The sequence below is a fragment of the Cytophagales bacterium genome, assembly GCA_033344775.1.
GTDB lineage: Bacteria > Bacteroidota > Bacteroidia > Cytophagales > Cyclobacteriaceae > JAWPMT01.
In genome coordinates this window covers 1,577,807-1,595,248 of record JAWPMT010000005.1, presented here as the reverse complement: position 1 = coordinate 1,595,248, position 17,442 = coordinate 1,577,807, and the positions used below count along the sequence as shown (strand labels likewise).

The following is a 17,442-nucleotide window of genomic DNA, read 5'->3' as shown; positions in this document are numbered from 1 at the left end:
AACGCAATGATAACATTTACCAGTCATCCTTGGTAGTAAAAATACCCTGAGGTAAGATTGCAGACCTACTATTAGCCGGCTACATGATCATTTAAATCTTGATCATCGGATTATGAAATCCTTGATGTGAGTAGTAGCGTACTCTCCACCTACCTCATGGATCTCAAATTCATCTGTAAAGATCACCTCATCACCTCTTTTGATCTCTACATAATACGTTTCATCTGAGATGATCTCCATTTGGTAAACGCCTCGTCCGCTGGTATTGGACCTGAACTTTTCATCTTCGTACTTCGAAGGAGTGAAAACGACCTCTACGTCTGAGAGCAATCGTTTAGAAGCTTCGTCAAATACCTTTCCTTCAATCTTTACTTTGCTGATCTCAAAATAGAAATATATGTCAAAGTCACCCATTGTATGCAGACGGTTCGAACTGAAATAGCCTGATTTCCCATCGGCATTGATCTTGAAATGTATTTCATCTTCTGGCGAATTAACGGGAAAACCCAAATTCTCAGGTTCTGACCAGGTACTGGTAGCTTCATCAAATTCACTTTTGAATACGTCATAGCCTCCGATCCCATCATGTCCATTGGAGCTGAAATACAAAGTTTTTTCATCATGTGTCAGATAAGGACTGTCCTCGTCATATTCACTGTTAATGATATTGGCAAAGGGAGCAGGCTTGGTCCATTTTCCAGTTTCGGGATCTTTGAAAGATTGATAGAGGTCCAATCCGGTTTTCTTGGCATTTTTCGCTGAAGCGAAGATGATCCGATCCTCATGCTCATTGATGAAGAAATGAGATTCCAGATGCGTGCTAGTGATCTTGGAGTCAAATTCAGTAGGGATCTGCCACGAGCCGTTCACAGTTTCGCTGAAGAACAAATCGCCCCCTTTGGCTGGATTGAACAGGAACAGTTTTCCATCTTCATCTACTACTTCAATGTTAGCGGTCTGTCGATCAAATTGACCTAACACCGGTACTGTCGAGATGTTCGACCAGTCGGCGGCATCGCCTTTGGCGTGATAGATGTCAAATTTTTCATCTCCTTCATAGGATGAGCGAGAAGAAGCAAACAGCAGCTCATGTTTTTCTTTGAAGTAAGTAGGGGATAAGTCGGCAAATGGCGAGTTAATGGGAGCTGGTAATTGCTGGATTTCGTAATTATCCGGATTGGCAAATGCTTCCATCTTTCTTTGAGTCAGTGCCAAAGCTTCCTTCACAATCTCCTCATGTGTATTAGACAAAGAACGAGCGCCATTGAGTAGTGATTCATAGCTGTCGCTTGCTTTTTGAAATTCGTAACGGTAGTCGTATGCTTTGCCAAGATAGTAGAGATACAATTCATCTTTTCTGCCATCGGTTTCCCGAGATTCTAATAACTGATCCAAAGGTTCCTCCCGACGTTCACCCAAAGCCATTTCCAGTGCCATGATCTTGTAATTCACAGCGCGAATGGAATTTTTCTTTTCTTTCGCTGCCAGATAATTTTCCAGTGCTTTATCGAATTCTCCCCGCTCTTCATAGATTTTACCAAAATCGTAGAGTTCCGATGCGGTTTCCTGGGCATGAGAAATGTAGGCAAGAAATATAGGAAGTATAAGGGCGATCGAACGTAATGCGTGTTTCATGAATCTGTCTAAAACTATATCACGGAATTAGTATAGAACGAACTATTCTCCGGAAGACATACAATGCTAGGTCAAATATAGAAAACCGGCGTTAGAACGAGGCGGAGATTACCCGAATCTCTACCCTTCGATTGAGTTCGCGGCCATCTTCTTCATCATCATTGGTCGAGAGTGGTTGACTTTCCCCGTAGCCTTTGATCGAGATCCTATCCGGATCAATGCCATTTTTGGTCAGCCAGTCTTTAATGATGCGTGCCCGGGTCAGGGACAAGGCCAGATTGTCAGCCGCAGGTCCCAGGCTGTCCGTGTGCCCTCCTGCTTCTACCTTGATGTGGGAGTAGCGCTCAAGCGTTTTTAGGTATTCCTTCAACAAGGCCCGTGATTCAGTAACCAGTTGGCTCGAATTTTTTTGGAAATAAAGGTTAGCCGCCAATAGTTTGCTTCCGGCTGCAAATTGCGTTCTATTCGGAATTTGTTTGCTAGGTGGAGCAGGCTTGGTTTCTTCCTTCTTGGGCGGTGCTACAATCAGGCCTTCTCTTACGTTTTGCGTTTCAGGTTTTGTGAAGGGAGTTGCTGCGGCCACCACATTCATGGATGACTCGCCGGTAGGATCGATCAAGAAATCGATTTTGTCTTCAAATTGATCTCCCACTTTCATTTCTTGTTCCAGTAAAACTTTCCCGTCTTTAGTCACCTTAATGTCGTAATGCTCATTGGCGAAGATCTGCAAGTCGTATAGTCCTGCTTCATTGGTGTTTGCTGTGTAACGTTCATTGACGTATTGGTGAGGTGTGAAAATTACACTTGCTCCTGCGATGGGTGTTTGATCGTTTTTAGTCAAGACATTTCCGGCAATCTGAAGTTTAGGGACCGCTTCAAAATGAAAGATGTCAAAATCGCCCCGGCTATATACTCGATTAGAACTGAAGTACCCGCTGGCACCATCCGCTGCAAGTTTGAAATGGATTTCATCATCCGGCGTATTGATTGGGTAACTCATTTGCACAGGATCTCCCCATTCCTGACTGGTTTTGTCCCACTTGGAATAAAAGATATCAAAACCGCCGAGAGCATGATGTCCGTCCGAGGCAAAATACAAGGTCCTCTCATCGACGGTGAGAAAAGGGCTACTTTCATCGGATTCTGAATTGATCCTGGAGATTGCGATAGGTTCGCCCCATTTATTTTGTACTGAGTCGAAACGGATTTCATAGAGGTCCATTCCACTTTTCTTCAAATCTTTAGAGGAACTGTAAATGATGCGGTCCTGCTTTCGATTGACAGTAAAATCCGGCCCCAGGTGTGCCAATTTGATCTGGTGATGTGCACGTTCGCTCGTTTGCCACTCACCATTTATCAGCGGGCTTTCAAAGATCTCGCCGCTGTTTTTGGCGACGAGTACTTCTACATGATCTTGCCAGTAAGTGAGGCAGAATCTTGTATTGTTCTTCTCGATACTATTTAAGGTGGGAATCCTGACAGGTTCACTCCATTCCAGGTTATGGACAATGTCTCCACTGATCACATTGCTTCCCCGGATCTCAAATTCTTCTTTGCCACTTGCAGTGGATGAAGTGGAATATAACAACTGTCGGTTACTTACATTGAATGCAGGGTTGACTTCTGCTTTTTCAGTATTAATCGTTTCAGGAAGCAGTGTTACAACGTAATCTGCATGTTCATGAAAAAAGTCCGAGAGCGTTTGGGTCGAGGAGATAAAATCGTTGGTTTCTTGTCGGATTTCTTTGGACTTGTAGACGTCCTTGCGGAGGAAATTACTCCATGAACCAATGGCCTCTTCAAAGAGATATTTCGAAACATAAACCCGGCCGAGCCAGTAGTGGTAGAACTTGTCCTTTTTTGCCAGGGTAGTTCGGAAACTCAGGAGATTATCCAGCGGCCTGTTGCTATCACCGGAAAGGAAAGCGGCTACTTCCAGTCGATAAGGGACATCCTTGTAATTCGGATTTACGGCTGTGATCCCTTCAAATGTAGCCTTTGCATTGGCAAATTCTTCGTCATAGAGCATCTCCAGGCCCCGGTTATACTGTTTTTCAAGTTTTTTGTCGTTTTGCGCTAAGCACAGGTGCGTACATGCAGCAAACGCAATGAAGAGTAGGGCTGATTTCAGTCTAAGGTCATTCACAATTCAAGCATTTTAGTTAGGCGGATCAGCTTGCAGGTGAGCAATGGTACATTGAAAATTAGCATTTTCAACAGAACCTTCCAAGTGGATATCCAAAATGGAAGCCCTGGAGTAGTTAGAATTTCTTTTTAAATAGAGTTGCTGATTCGTGTGAAGTAAATTATGCGGGATTGATATGATCCCCCCTGCATTCAAATTTGAATGAACCTATATTGGAGCTGAAACAACCCGAAGTTCTACTCTCCGATTAAGTTCTCGCCCCTCCTCTTCATCGTCATTAGTTGATATTGGTTTAGCATCTCCGTAGCCAGCAATTTTAATTCGATCGGATGAAACCCCCAGATTAACCAGCCAGTTCCTGACTTTTTTAGCCCTTGCCAATGAGACTTTTAGATTATCCGAATTGCTTCCCGTATTATCCGTATGTCCGGCGACTTCAATTTGTAATTCTTTTTTGATTCCCAATAATCTTACAGCTTTATAGAGGATGTCATCCGGGTCATGACTTACTTCATTGCCACCGGGTAGGAAGTAGATGTTTTCGCGAACCAGTTTGTAGCCTTTTTTTATTCTTTCAAGTCGGTCTACCTCGGAATATACTTTAGGGGCTTGAGTTGTCTGACGTTGATTGCTTTTTGGTTCTGCCATTACCACTTCTTTGACTACCGGAACTAATGCTATGCCTTCCTCAGGGTTGTCACTGATCATGAATTTGAGTTCCTGGCTGAGCTCACCACTGATCCGTAGTTCGTCCTCTACCTCCAGTTGATGTCCTCGTTTGATCTGGACCGTATAACTTTCTTCGTCGAGTAGTTGCATCTCGAATGAGCCATTTTTATCAGATACTGTTGCATACCTTTCGCTTACATACGTTTTAGGTAGGAAAATAATCTGTACATCTGAAACAGGTTCTTGTGTCGAAGCAGTCACGATATTCCCGTAAACCCTCGATTTTGGGACTTTTGAGAAATGAAATATGTCAAAGTCACCTCTGCTAAATACCCGATTGGAGCTGAAATAACCACTGGCGCCATCTTTTGCCAATTTAAAGTTGATGTCATCGTCTGGTGTGTTAATGGGATAGTTCATTTGTACAGGCTTACCCCAACGGAAATTGATTTGATCCCATTTACTGTAAAATATATCGAATCCACCGATGGCATCATGGCCGTTGGAACTGAAGTAGAGTGTGTTTTCATCGTAGGTCAGGAATGGACTACTTTCATCCATGGTAGTATTGATGGCAGGAATAGGTTCGGGATTTGTCCATCCCCCTAAAATGCTGTCATATCTCATCTCATATAGGTCGTAGCCATTTTTTTTGATGTTTTTTCGGGAGGTGAAAATGATACGATCTTGCTTGCGGTTCATGGTGAAATCAGGTCCTAATCCCGGTAGCTTGATTTCATGCCGGGATCGTACAGGAGCCTGCCAATCTTCGCCACTCAGGGTGCTCGTGTGCAATATGCCGTTGTTCTTTGCCACTAAAGTTTCTACCTGATCGCCCCAGTAAGTGAGGCAGAATCGAGTGTTATTATCTTCAACGGCGTTCAACGAAGCTACAGCAATAGGGGGTTGCCAGATCATGTCGGTCTCGTATCGGGCTAGTTTACTACCACGAATCTCAAAAATCTCCTTTTTATTGCTGGAGACTGCCGCTGTAGAATACAACAATTGTTGGTTATCAGCGCTGAAAGCAGGATTCAGTTCTGCCTCCGCTGTATTGATGGTCTCAGGAAGCAGTGTTACTACATAGTCCGTGTTCTCTTCAAAAAAAGAGGATATCACTTCGGTAGATCGAATAAAGTCAGAAGTTTCCTGACGGATTTCTTTCGATTTGAAGAAATCTTTACTTAGAAAGTCATTCCAGGATCCGATGGCTTCTCCAAACATGTATTTTTTCGCGAAAACCCGACCCAACCAATAATGATAGAATTTGTCTTTGCTGCCGAGCGTCGTTTCAAAACTTAGTAATCGGTCAAGGGATCGGTTACTTTCACCATCCAGAAAATAGGTGAGTTCTAGCCGATACTCTACATCTCTATAATCCGGATTCACCCGATTGATCTCTTCAAATTCGATTCTTGCAATATCAAAATGCTCTTCATAGAGCAGTTCCAGGGCTCGATTATATTGCTTATCGAGCTTCTTATTGCTTTGGGGAATAGCAACTGGAATGATTAAAATGACGAAAAACGTCACCATAATCAGCTGGCGAGTAGACACACTTAGGCAGTTTAGTATTGGTGTAAAAATTTAAGCAGCGAGCTATGAATTTAGCTGATTTTTAGAATTCTGCCAAGTAAAATTTGTACTAAACCTTTAGAACAGCGTGTAATTACCGTGTTGATCCGAAGGAGTAGATGGACGGATCAGGTCTGCATGATTTATTTCTTCATTCTGTATCTCAGGACTTACCGAATGGCTGGCAAACTGAAATGAAGCACTTTTTGAGATTACAGTTTCGAGTGCTGCTTGTTCTGTATTGGGATCCAGCCATGTTTTGAAATCGTTGGTGCTGATGAAGATAGGCGTTTCTTCCTGCGTGGAAGCCAATTGTTGATGTGTCCCTGTGATCAACATGAAGCACTTGAATTCATTGCCTTCCAGGTCTTCTGAGCTTTCCCAATAACCTGCCATGCCAAAAATCTGCTGATTGTCCTGATAGAAATAATACGGCGTTTGTTTCTTCTTACCTATCTGCTTCCATAAGAACACACCATCTGCCAGGATGATACAACGTCTGTCCCTCATGGCCGCTTTGGTGGATGCTTTAGAGAACACATGAGCACTGGCCGTATTAAAAAGTTTGGCGCTCGTCGCTTTTTTGGTGGACATTTTCACCATCATTCCCCAATTGAACATGGCAACTTGATTTTCCCGGACCAGGACAGGTAGCGTTTGGGAAGGGCAAGCATTATAGCATGGTTCCCAGGGACCTTGTTCCGAGGAAAATTGATAAGGAGAACCGGTGATCGAGTATCTGTTGATCATCTATTCACAAATCTAACTCCATTCCGCTATTTGTTTTCGCAAAAATCGAGTGCGCGTTGTTCTGACCAGTATTTTCCTTCGTTATTTCTGGTAACGAAACCCACGTGGCCACCATGTGTGGGCGTTTCGAAATGTACGAGATTCAGGGGCTCGAACAAGGAATGATCCAGACATTCATCTGACAGGAATGGATCATTAAGTGCGTTGATGACCAGTGTGTTGACCTGGATGTGTTGAAGAAAATTTCGTGAGCTGCTTTTCTCGTAATAATCCACTGCATTTTCAAAGCCATGTATGGGGGCAGTGTATGCATCGTCAAAATCCATCAGGTTTTTGATTTTTTTGAAAGGCTCAAGCGATATTTGATCAGGAAACTGTTCCGTTTTCATGATCACTTTCTTTTTCAATGATTTTAAAAAACGCTTGCTGTAGATCCAGTTTTGTCTTTTTCTGATTTTCAATGAACCCGTGTAGAGATCGAGCGGAACAGAAAAAGTAACAGCTGCCTTGATGCTTGCCCGATGGTATTCACCGAGGTATTTTAAAGTCAGATTGCCGCCCAGACTAAATCCCACCAAATAAATTTCTTTGATCCCCTGTGCTTCTACATGCTTCACGACTTCTTCCAGATCGTAAGTAGCACCACTATGATACATCTGAAGCTTTCGATTCATTTCACCACTGCAGCCGCGATAGCTCCATGCCAGGACATCATAACCTGCTTCATAAAAATGATTGGCCATACCGATCATGTATTGACGGTCCGTATGTCCTTCTAATCCATGAGAGAGGATTACTGCCCGTTCTTTTTTATGGTCCATCCAGTCGAGATCGAGGAAATCGTTATCACTCGTTTCGATTCGTTCCCGTCGGTAATCCTTGATTAATTTCGGCTTTCGAAATATTGCCGGAAACATCGTGCACAGATGGCCATTTTGAAAAGGAAAGGGAGCTTTATAGCTAGACTTTTTGATTACTGGCATTTAGCATTAATATTACCGGAACAAAAAAAGTGTCATTTTTATTATTAAGTGATGCAACGCGTAAAAGATTTATGATGTGTGTATAGAAGACGCACATGGATTAACTTTGACGCCTTAACTGAGTTTTTTAAGAACTAATCGCGAACATGGCCGAAGTAATTAGAATGCCAAAAATGAGTGACACCATGGAAGAGGGTGTTATCGCAAGTTGGTTGAAGCAAGTAGGAGAGGAAATAAGTTCTGGGGATATCCTGGCAGAGGTAGAAACGGACAAAGCCACCATGGAACTCGAAAATTACGAGGATGGTGTGTTGCTCCATGTAGGAGTAAAAGAAAAAGATACAGTGCCAGTAGATGCGGTTATCGCGATCGTCGGTGAAAAGGGCGAAGATATCAGTGCCCTGCTAAAAGAAATAGAAGGTGGCGGAAGCGCTCCGGCAACTGCTGCTGCGGAGGCTGCACCTGTTGTAGCGGCAGCTCCAACAGAAACCATAGATACTTCCTCGATCAATGCTGAAGTAGTGACGCTCCCTAAAATGAGTGATACCATGGAAGAAGGGGTGATCGCTTCCTGGCTAAAAGAAGTTGGCGATGCGGTAGCTGAAGGTGATATCCTCGCCGAAGTAGAGACCGATAAGGCCACCATGGAACTGGAGTCTTATAATGAAGGTGTCCTCTTGTATAAAGCCGTAGAAGCGGGTAATGCCGTGCGTGTAGATGGTGTGATCGCCATCATTGGAGAAAAGGGAGCTGATGTAGACACGCTACTCAAAGCAGAAGATCAAAAAGCATCCGGAGCCACAACACCTGCACCTGAAGCTGCTCCGGCAACTCCGGCACCAGTTGCTTCAACACCTGCACCAACGGCCACTCCTGAAGTAGCTGCTCCATCCAGTAATGGTCGGGTCAAAGCATCTCCACTAGCCAAGAAAATGGCACAAGAGAAAGGTATCGATATCGGTGCTGTGGCAGGAACAGGAGAAGGTGGTCGAATCATCAAACGAGATATTGAAAATTACACCCCTGCAGCGGCACCTGCACCTGCGGCAAGTAGTGAGGCTGCACCAGCAGCGCCATCCATCAGTTTGCCTACAGTAGTAGGAGAGGAGCGATCCGAAGACTTGCCACTCTCTCAAATGCGCAAGTCCATTGCCAGTCGTTTGAGTGGTAGTAAATTTTCAGCTCCTCATTTCTATGTCACTATGGAGATTGAGATGGACAAGGCCATTGCGGCTCGTAAGAGCATGAATGAAATCTCTCCGGTCAAGATCTCTTTCAATGATATTGTAGTGAAAGCTACTGCTGCTGCGCTGCGTCAAAATCCTGGGGTCAATGTGAGCTGGATGGGCGATAAAATGGTGCAGCATCACCATATCCATGTTGGAATAGCAGTGGCTATTCCTGATGGTTTGATCGTGCCTGTGGTAAGGTTTACAGATAATAAATCCATTTCACACATTTCTGCGGAAGTAAAAGAATTGGCACAAAAAGCCAAGGATAAGAAACTGAAGCCGGAGGAATTCTCTGGTAACACCTTTACCATTTCTAACCTGGGAATGTTCGGTGTGGATGAGTTCACCGCGATCATTAATCCACCAGATGCCTGTATCCTTGCTGTAAGTGGCATCAAAGAAACTGTGATTGTGAAGAATGGAGAAATGAAGCCTGGCAACGTGATGAAAGTAACCTTGTCCTGCGATCACCGTGCGGTTGATGGTGCGACAGGAGCAGCTTTCTTGAAAACTTTGAAAACATTGTTGGAAGATCCCGTTAGGATACTAATCTAATATTCAGAAATTAAGGAAAAGGGAGCCTGTTTCTGTGAAGGAATGGGCTCTTTTTATATTTACAAGCTATGAGTTTACCGGAAATACATGCTACCACGGTGGTGGCAATCAAACATAATGGACAGATTGCAATTGGTGCGGACGGACAAGCCACGATGGGCAATACTGTCGCCAAAAGCAACGTAAAAAAGATCAGAAAGCTGGCTGAAGGAAAAATTGTGACTGGCTTTGCTGGTTCCACCGCAGATGCGTTCACTTTGCTGGATCGCTTTGAAGAGAAACTGAGTAATTTTTCAGGAAACCTCAAGCGTGCGGCCGTTGAGCTGGCCAAGGACTGGCGAATGGATAAATACCTGCGTCAACTAGAGGCGATGATGATCGTAGCGGATAAAAATGAGATCCTGATCATCTCTGGAAATGGCGATGTTTTAGAGCCTGATATGGATGTTGCTTCTATCGGAAGTGGGAGTGCTTATGCTAAGCCTGCAGCCATGGCTTTGATCAAACATGCACCTAATTTGACGGCCAGGGAGATGGTAGAAGAAAGCCTGCACATCGCTGCTGAAATCGATATTTACACCAATCATAATTTGGTGGTTGAAACGCTTTGATTTAAAATAACTTTTTCTAGATTTGCATCCCTTTTGAGGGCGACCTCAGAAGTATACCAGTCCCGATTGAGACTTTTTTGTTGAAATCGGAATTCCTTAGCCCAGGTGGCGGAACTGGTAGACGCGTTGGTCTCAAACACCAATGGCTTCGGCCGTGCCGGTTCGATTCCGGCCCTGGGTACGAAAAAACCTCTGAGAAATCAGAGGTTTTTTGTTTTTAGTGCTATCCAATTCAGGTGGCTCAATCCCTGGACTTTATCTCTTCAATTTTTTCTAAGTGCGTCTTGTTTCCACTTATCTTGTAAGCGAGGGTTAAGTATTTCACCGCCTTGTCCAATTCATTGTTTTGATGGTAGTAATCTGCCAGGTTTCGTTGCGCTGTTTCGCTTTCCGGATAATGTTCCGCAGCAAGACCAAAGAAGAGTTTGGCCTTATTCATTTGCTCCATATAGGTATACATCTCCGCACCCATGGTCAGGAGGTCCTCTCCAGCGGGTGGCATGGGGTATCCAAAATGATTTGTAAGTACCATGGCTCTTTCGTTCAACATCGCCTCGAGTGTGTCAATGGAAGTACTCGGATCATTGAATTTCGAAGCGTCTTTCAGTTGATACCAAGCAAAGGAGAATCGCAAAGCGTCAATCATCGTGGATAAAGGAACGGAACCGTGGATGTCTTCGGGATAATATTTCCATCGAAATCTAAAATTTTCAAAGTGCTTGTATTCAATGGCATTACAAAAAGTCAAAGTAGATCGGGCTAGCAGACTATGTGGAGATTCCGTTTTCAATACTTCGTCAATGCCAATGGATTCATCCGAGCGATCAAGAGGGCTGGCTAGTGAAATGAAAAGTGTCTTCTTTGCCGGACTCAGCTTATCCAATTTTTGAATGGAATTCTTATGGAACTTTTGATTGTCCCAATAGAGGCTTGGGTCAATAGCAATATAATTGCTGAACAGGTCAGTATGGTTTACAAATACGTGCGTCGTATATAGTCCTGCATGAGAGTGTCCAATTAACGTGCGGTAGGAAGTAGTAGGGTAGTTGCTATCAATGTATGGGATGAGTTCCTTTTCAATGAATTCGGTAAACTTTTCTGCTTCGCCCGTTTCCATTCCTTTAAGCTTGCTTGGAGTTAAATCTCTGTCTCGATGTTGCTTATTGGCAATCCCCACCAGTATCATTTTAGGCAGATAATGTCCCCAATAGTAGTGGTGAACTGCCATCAGCCCGGTCATTTGTTCTTCTCCATCAAGCACATATACCACCGGGAAGCGCTCATAAGGTTTGGCATTTTCGGGAACCTGAATCCAGAACTCCCGCTGTTCACCCAGTACTTTTGAAGTGATGCTTTCTTTAATTCCAGATTGAAAAGGGGAATAGGATTGATCCTTATTTTGTGCATGCAACAGCGATGAAAAAAGACAGGTGTATGCAAATAAGATTTTGGCAATAGTTTTCAAGGCCTGTTGGTTTAAAGGTGATGTGAGTTGGATAAAATATTTTTGACTAGCTCCTCTTACTCAGGGGTAGTGTTTTCGATAGGTTCCAGGTAGGGAGGTAATTCGTAGACAGACTTCTTCTGTGAGTTGTTCATCCTGCTGTAAATGTCTTGTAGCTCGTCGTATTGTTTTTTGGTTTCTATGAGTAATATGACGCCTTCTTTCAAATCGTTTTCATTGACTTGCCCTGTTTGAAGGACTTCTTCCATATTGGCAGTAAACCTCCAGTATTTGAGCATTTCTTTTCCGCTCACCCCTTGATTATCTGAACACGACCAAATAATAACCAGAAGCAAAGGAATAACTAATAATTGCCTTAGATATCCGGTTTTTTGTGGTTGTTGGGTCATCATTTTAAAACGTTTCTTGGTGAGCGAAAAATTGAACGCACTGGCAATGGTTGGTGCATTGTCTGATGTCAAATAATCGAGCAGTGTTTTTTGATAATTTTCAATACTTAATGTTCTTTTTATAGCGGACTGATCTGCAAGGAATTCATGGTTCAATCTCATGGCATTTTTGACCAGGCGGACAATTGGATTGATCCAGATAAAGGCTTTCACAAACTCGACCAATAAAATATCGTAAGTGTGCCTCTGTTTTACATGTGCCATTTCGTGATCGATTAGCGCACTTTCGATGTGCTGAAAACTGTCTTCACTAATAAATACATAGTTCAGAAATGAATAGGGAGGATGAGATTTGTCAGTTAAAATTATTTTGATCCCATTGATCATTTTTAGTTTTCCGCTCCTTGCTCTGAGTAAAAGTTTGGCTGTATCGATTCCAAATCTGACTAAAAAGAATATCGTGATCAGCCCATAGATAAGTTCAGCAATTGATTCCCACATCAATAGGTTATGATCCAGACTTTGCTCAGGTGTGCTTAGCAAGGATTTAAATTCCTCAGGTCCTGATAATGAAATGAGCGGGACAATTAACGAGATCAATAATCCCAGCAACAAAAAGAATCGATTGAATACGAATGTCCTTTCTCTTTCCAGGATCAGTCGATAGAAGCCGTAAATCAAGGCAAGTGAAATGCTAAATCTGATGACGTAGAGAATCATTGACGGGTGTTTTTTAATTGTTCATCGATAATTGCTCTTAATTCTTCCAATTCACTTTTTGATAGGTCAGTGTTTTGGGCGAAAAAAGAGGCGAACCTTTTCGAAGACCCCTGAAATAACGTCGATATCATGTTCTGTAAGTAGGACGATGAATAGTCTTGATTGTCTATAAGGGGATAGTATTGACGAGAATTCCCGTTCAACTGAAAACTGATGGCTCCTTTATCTGTCAGGCGCTTCAGGAGCGTGGCAAGCGTGGTAGGAGCTGGTTTTGGGTCGGGATAGGCATCCATCAGTTCTTTCATGTAAACCTGGCCCTTTTGCCATATAAGCCCCATGAGATACTGCTCTTTACTTGAAAGTTTTATTTCGTCATTTGTAGACTTCATTCTACAAATATAGAATAATGATTCTATTCTACAAGTGTAGAATAGACTCCTGAAGATATATTCAATGTGAACAGCTAAAGGAGGAATTCGCCTTCAGGCGAACAAAAATCAGGTTGTGTAGGAACTGGGTAGTCAATGGAATTTTATCGACGATTAGTTTGATGATATTTTTCATCCATATACCATTGAGTTTTTCAGAGCTAATAACTTTCAGATTTCTCACTATACTCTCTCTGTTTCAGCGGTTCTTGCTCATTACACATGGAGAGATCAAGTGCAAAAAGAAGAATCTTTCTTACACAATTTCGATGAAATTGAAAAAGAGAAGGAGTGTTTGAAAGTTACCAATTGAAATAAACATCGTGGTAGGGTTTCCTCCCCTTAACCTGTATCATTTCTAACCATGGGACTAAGAAATGTCTTAAAATCCACAAAAATTGCCCTGGTTGGAGTCGCAAACGGAACAATTTGTTCGCTATTTGACTTAACTATTTGGTAATTATTAATTACCTTCGAGCTGTTGTTGTGGATTAAGAATTTATTAGTCCTTTTATTTTGAGTTTTTGACCTTTGGGTTCAGGTTGACCGCCTGAACCTTTTTTTATGTCCGCTCAGTGACCGCCACCGGACACTTTCTTGTATCATTCCGTACAAGTTCAACATGCACCTCTCATCACCTTATTTTTTATTTTCCTGTAAATCAGCCACTTAGCAATAGTGGCACCCAAATTGGCATATTGGTATTCGAGAATCAGAAACTAATTTTCCAAATGGACAGAAAAATAAAAAAGAAGAAGTGGACACTTAAGCGATTCCTCACCATAGGCGGGGTGGCGCTCTTCCTGTCCTTCGTTGCCTACAGCTTTGTGTTCGCTGGCGGTGGCGCTAGATTGAAAGTAGAGTTAGAGAAAATTAACGTCGCAGGCGTCAAGGAAGGGGAGTTTATGGAAACTATTCCTGTAGACGGATCTGTGTTGCCGATCAAAACCATTCGATTGGATGCGATTGTGGGTGGCGTTGTTGAAAAGAAATACTACGAAGGGGGTATCCTGGTTGATGAGGGAGACACGATCCTGAAATTATCCAATGATGCTTTGTTGCAAAACTTCGTCCGGGAAGAAACGCAAGGTTTTATTTTGGTCAACAATGTGGAGAATACCAAACTAGGTCTTCAGCGAAATCAATTCAACCTTCGAAATCAATTGACCCAGCTTGATTTTCAAATTGATCAGGCAAAAGATGCTTATGAAAGAGGAAAGCCATTGTTCGAGGAGAAAATCATTTCAGAGCAAGAATTCCTAAACCTGAAGCGAGAATACGAGCGATTGACTCAAACTCGTGAGATCCAAATCGAATCTAACAAATTCGATTCCATGAATGCAATTCTACAGATCGCTCAGGCCGAAAATACCTTACAGCGAACCAGAAATAACCTGGAGATGATCAAGGGTAACCTGGACAACCTGTACATCAAAGCACCTATCTCTGGTCGTCTTTCTACCGTAAGTGCCGAGGTAGGGGAGTCCATTGGCTCTGGTCAGAACATCGGTCAGATTGATGACCTGAACGGATTTAGGGTGCGAGCATCCATTGATGAGCACTACATCAGCCGGATCTACGAAGGCCTTGCCGGATCGTTCCCATTCGCAGGTGAAGATTATGGCTTGAGAATTTACAAGATCTATCCTGAAGTAAACGGCGGTTTGTTCGCTGTAGATATGGAGTTCACCGATTCTACTCCTCCTGAAGGAATTCGTAGAGGTCAAACGCTTCAAATCAGATTGCAATTGAGCCAGAAGATCACAGCCGTCCAAATTCCTAGAGGAAGTTTCTACCAGACTACCGGAGGAAACTGGATCTTCGTTCTGGATGAAACCGAATCATTTGCGGTCAAAAGAGACATTCGATTGGGTCGACAAAACCCCAGATACTACGAAGTTCTCGAAGGATTGCAACCTGGAGAAAAAGTTGTTGTCTCTTCATATGAAGGATATGAAGATAAAGATCGACTTGTTTTTAAATAACCTAACTTTTTAAATCAACTTTCACAGCACATAAATAAATACAAATGGAAAACTCTAGTCAACTGATCAAAACGTCAGGATTGAAGAAATTCTACTACACTGACGAGATCGAGACCACAGCACTAGCTGGCGTCAACCTGGAAGTAAAGAAGGGCGAATTTGTCGCCATCATGGGACCTTCAGGTTGTGGTAAGTCTACTTTACTTAACATCATCGGATTGCTCGATAATCCTTCTGAAGGAGAATTCAACTTCGGAGAATTGGAGATCTCCCAATACAATGAGAGAAAAAGAGCAGATCTGAGAAAAGCGAACATCGGATTCGTATTCCAGAGCTTTAACCTGATCGACGAACTCACTGTTTATGAAAACATCGAGCTTCCATTGATCTATTTGAAGTACTCTTCTGCTGATCGTAAAAAGCGTGTAGAAGAAGTAATGGAGCAGATGAAGATCATGCACCGTAGAAATCACTTCCCACAGCAGCTATCCGGTGGACAGCAGCAGCGTGTAGCGATCTCAAGAGCGGTAGTTGCCCAACCTAAACTGATTCTTGCGGATGAGCCTACGGGTAACCTTGATTCTGCGAACGGTCAGGAGGTGATGAACCTGCTTACAGAGCTCAATGAAAACGGTACTACCGTGATCATGGTGACGCACTCTCCAATTGATGCCGAGTATGCGCATCGGGTAATCCACTTATTCGATGGTCAAATCGTATCTGAGAACATTAATTCCAAGGATTCTGCACTAGTCTGACAGTATCCGTTGGGGGACGTTTAGAAACAGAGCTTTCCGTATGTCCCTGAACTCAAAGGCAAACTCAAACTCTAACCTGGCAAGTAAGTAAGAAGCTGTCCTCCGGGACGGTTTCTTTCTCACTGCTAGAAAAATATCATAGCTATGAGAAAAGTATTACTATGTCTTCTGCTCGCTGTAACAGTGGCAGCTTCCGCACAGGAATCGAAAATGCTGACCTTAGATGATTGCATCAATATGGCACTTCAAAATGGGTTGGAGATAGAAAGAGCTCGAAACAATGAATTGATTGCGCGATCTGTTAAATGGCAATCTGTAATGCAATTTTTACCCTCCGTCAATGCAGGTATCAATTGGAACATTTCTGTAGGTAATCAATTTGATCAAAACACACTGCAGGTAGTTAACATAACCACGCAGCGTTCAAGTCCTAGTATTCAAGCCAACTGGATCATATTCCAGGGGCTATCGACTCTCAATACTCGGAATCAGCGGCAGCATGAATACGAGGCGGCTCAGGAATTCACAAGGAATACCAAACTTACCTCAGAAGCCAACATCATGACTTTTTACCTGAATGTTATACTAAGTAAGGAAAATATCAAGATTTCGCAGCAACGGGTAGATTTACTGACTGCTCAATTGGACCGGGCTGAGAAGCGCGAATCGGTTGGGGTAGGAAATCTTGAGGAAGTATATAACTTTCGTTCACAGCTAGCTACTGAAAAGCTGAATCTGGCCACATTGGAAAATGTTTATCAGAGTAACAAGTTGCAATTATTGCAAGCGATGCAACTTGATCCTACTGCTGCAAATTACGAAGTGGAGCCCTACGATATTTCAGAAATTGATCTCACTGCGGATCCCGATCCATTTAATGTTATTTTGAATGATGCACTGAATCATAACCCCGCTGTACGAGCGGCTGAGGCATCTCAAAGAGCTTCTGTCTTCCAGTACCGGGCAGCTCAGGGACAATTACTTCCCACCATTTCAGTTTTCGGTCAGTATGGAAGTGGTTATTCTTCAAATGGAGCATTTAATCCGGATGTTACCGGGGAGGAATCATTTGAGCCCGATGCTACATTCATAGAGCAAATGGGCTACAACGAATTCCAATTCGTTGGCTTCAATATGAGCATTCCGATTTTCACCAGATTCAGCAATAGAAACTCCATACAGACGGCTAAACTTACAATGGCAAATGCTGAAGTAAATAACCGGCAGGCAAGAATGACTGCAACGAATACGGTGCAGACGGTTTATCTGGATTTGATCGCTGCACGAAATACCTACATCTCTGCATCAGAGAATCTGGTCGCTTTGCAGCAAAGTTTTGATTTCATGGAGAAGCGTTACCAGTCTGGAAACTCTGACTTCTACGCGTACCTGGAAAGCCTTAACAATAAGAATAGAGCGGAAGTGCAATTGGCGAATGCCAAATACAGCATTGTTCTGAGAAAAAGAATTTTGGATCTCTACAGAGGTCAAAATCAGTAAAGAAATTGGTCAACACTCAAAAAGAACTTAGACAGGGCCCA

Annotated in this window: 13 protein-coding genes and 1 tRNA gene; 6 read left to right on the top strand and 8 right to left on the bottom strand. The window is 43.0% G+C overall.

What is annotated here, in order from left to right; translation table 11 throughout:
- Positions 1-102 precede the first annotated feature (102 nt).
- From R8G66_24395 to R8G66_24375, 5 genes are all read right to left on the bottom strand, one after another.
- Positions 103-1,635 (bottom strand): hypothetical protein, encoded by a 1,533-nt coding sequence (locus R8G66_24395; GenBank protein MDW3195539.1) that lies wholly within the window; start codon positions 1,633-1,635, stop codon positions 103-105.
- Between the two features lie 91 nt (positions 1,636-1,726).
- A complete protein-coding gene (locus R8G66_24390) occupies positions 1,727-3,781 on the bottom strand; it encodes an OmpA family protein (GenBank protein MDW3195538.1) in 2,055 nt (684 codons plus the stop codon).
- Between the two features lie 207 nt (positions 3,782-3,988).
- Positions 3,989-6,007 (bottom strand): OmpA family protein, encoded by a 2,019-nt coding sequence (locus tag R8G66_24385; GenBank protein ID MDW3195537.1) that lies wholly within the window; start codon positions 6,005-6,007, stop codon positions 3,989-3,991.
- A 96-nt stretch (positions 6,008-6,103) separates the two neighbouring features.
- Positions 6,104-6,775, bottom strand: coding sequence for an SOS response-associated peptidase family protein (locus R8G66_24380; protein MDW3195536.1), 672 nt, complete (start codon positions 6,773-6,775; stop codon positions 6,104-6,106).
- A 26-nt stretch (positions 6,776-6,801) separates the two neighbouring features.
- Positions 6,802-7,758 (bottom strand): alpha/beta fold hydrolase, encoded by a 957-nt coding sequence (locus R8G66_24375; GenBank protein ID MDW3195535.1) that lies wholly within the window; start codon positions 7,756-7,758, stop codon positions 6,802-6,804.
- 146 nt (positions 7,759-7,904) lie between these two features.
- Here R8G66_24375 and R8G66_24370 point away from each other — a divergent pair, with 146 nt between their 5' ends.
- The 3 genes from R8G66_24370 to R8G66_24360 all read left to right on the top strand — a co-directional run bounded on the left by R8G66_24370 (position 7,905) and on the right by R8G66_24360 (position 10,337).
- Positions 7,905-9,545 (top strand): pyruvate dehydrogenase complex dihydrolipoamide acetyltransferase, encoded by a 1,641-nt coding sequence (locus R8G66_24370; GenBank protein ID MDW3195534.1) that lies wholly within the window; start codon positions 7,905-7,907, stop codon positions 9,543-9,545.
- Positions 9,546-9,613: 68 nt separating this feature from the next.
- Entirely contained in the window at positions 9,614-10,156 is a 543-nt protein-coding gene (gene hslV, locus R8G66_24365) for an ATP-dependent protease subunit HslV (GenBank protein ID MDW3195533.1), read from the top strand.
- Positions 10,157-10,255: 99 nt separating this feature from the next.
- Positions 10,256-10,337 (top strand) — tRNA-Leu (locus tag R8G66_24360).
- A 60-nt stretch (positions 10,338-10,397) separates the two neighbouring features.
- On the opposite strand, the gene R8G66_24355 is transcribed toward R8G66_24360, so the two are convergent.
- The 3 genes from R8G66_24355 to R8G66_24345 are packed head-to-tail and all read right to left on the bottom strand — an operon-like array spanning position 10,398 to position 13,119.
- Positions 10,398-11,621: an alpha/beta hydrolase-fold protein gene (locus R8G66_24355; protein ID MDW3195532.1), complete on the bottom strand. Its 1,224-nt coding sequence runs from the start codon at positions 11,619-11,621 to the stop codon at positions 10,398-10,400.
- A 56-nt stretch (positions 11,622-11,677) separates the two neighbouring features.
- Positions 11,678-12,730: a M56 family metallopeptidase gene (locus R8G66_24350; GenBank protein ID MDW3195531.1), complete on the bottom strand. Its 1,053-nt coding sequence runs from the start codon at positions 12,728-12,730 to the stop codon at positions 11,678-11,680.
- Complete coding sequence (locus R8G66_24345; GenBank protein ID MDW3195530.1) at positions 12,727-13,119, bottom strand: BlaI/MecI/CopY family transcriptional regulator; 393 nt, start codon at positions 13,117-13,119, stop codon at positions 12,727-12,729. Before R8G66_24345 ends, R8G66_24350 begins: the two co-directional genes overlap by 4 nt.
- 770 nt (positions 13,120-13,889) lie before the next feature.
- Between R8G66_24345 and R8G66_24340 the strand changes: the two genes are divergently transcribed.
- The 3 genes from R8G66_24340 to R8G66_24330 all read left to right on the top strand — a co-directional run bounded on the left by R8G66_24340 (position 13,890) and on the right by R8G66_24330 (position 17,401).
- On the top strand, positions 13,890-15,143 hold the full coding sequence (locus tag R8G66_24340; protein ID MDW3195529.1) for an efflux RND transporter periplasmic adaptor subunit: 1,254 nt from the start codon (positions 13,890-13,892) through the stop codon (positions 15,141-15,143).
- A gap of 44 nt (positions 15,144-15,187) precedes the next feature.
- Positions 15,188-15,901: an ABC transporter ATP-binding protein gene (locus R8G66_24335; GenBank protein MDW3195528.1), complete on the top strand. Its 714-nt coding sequence runs from the start codon at positions 15,188-15,190 to the stop codon at positions 15,899-15,901.
- A 144-nt stretch (positions 15,902-16,045) separates the two neighbouring features.
- Positions 16,046-17,401 carry a TolC family protein gene (locus R8G66_24330; protein ID MDW3195527.1) on the top strand — a complete coding sequence of 452 codons (1,356 nt, stop codon included), beginning with the start codon at positions 16,046-16,048 and terminating at the stop codon, positions 17,399-17,401.
- Positions 17,402-17,442 lie beyond the last annotated feature (41 nt).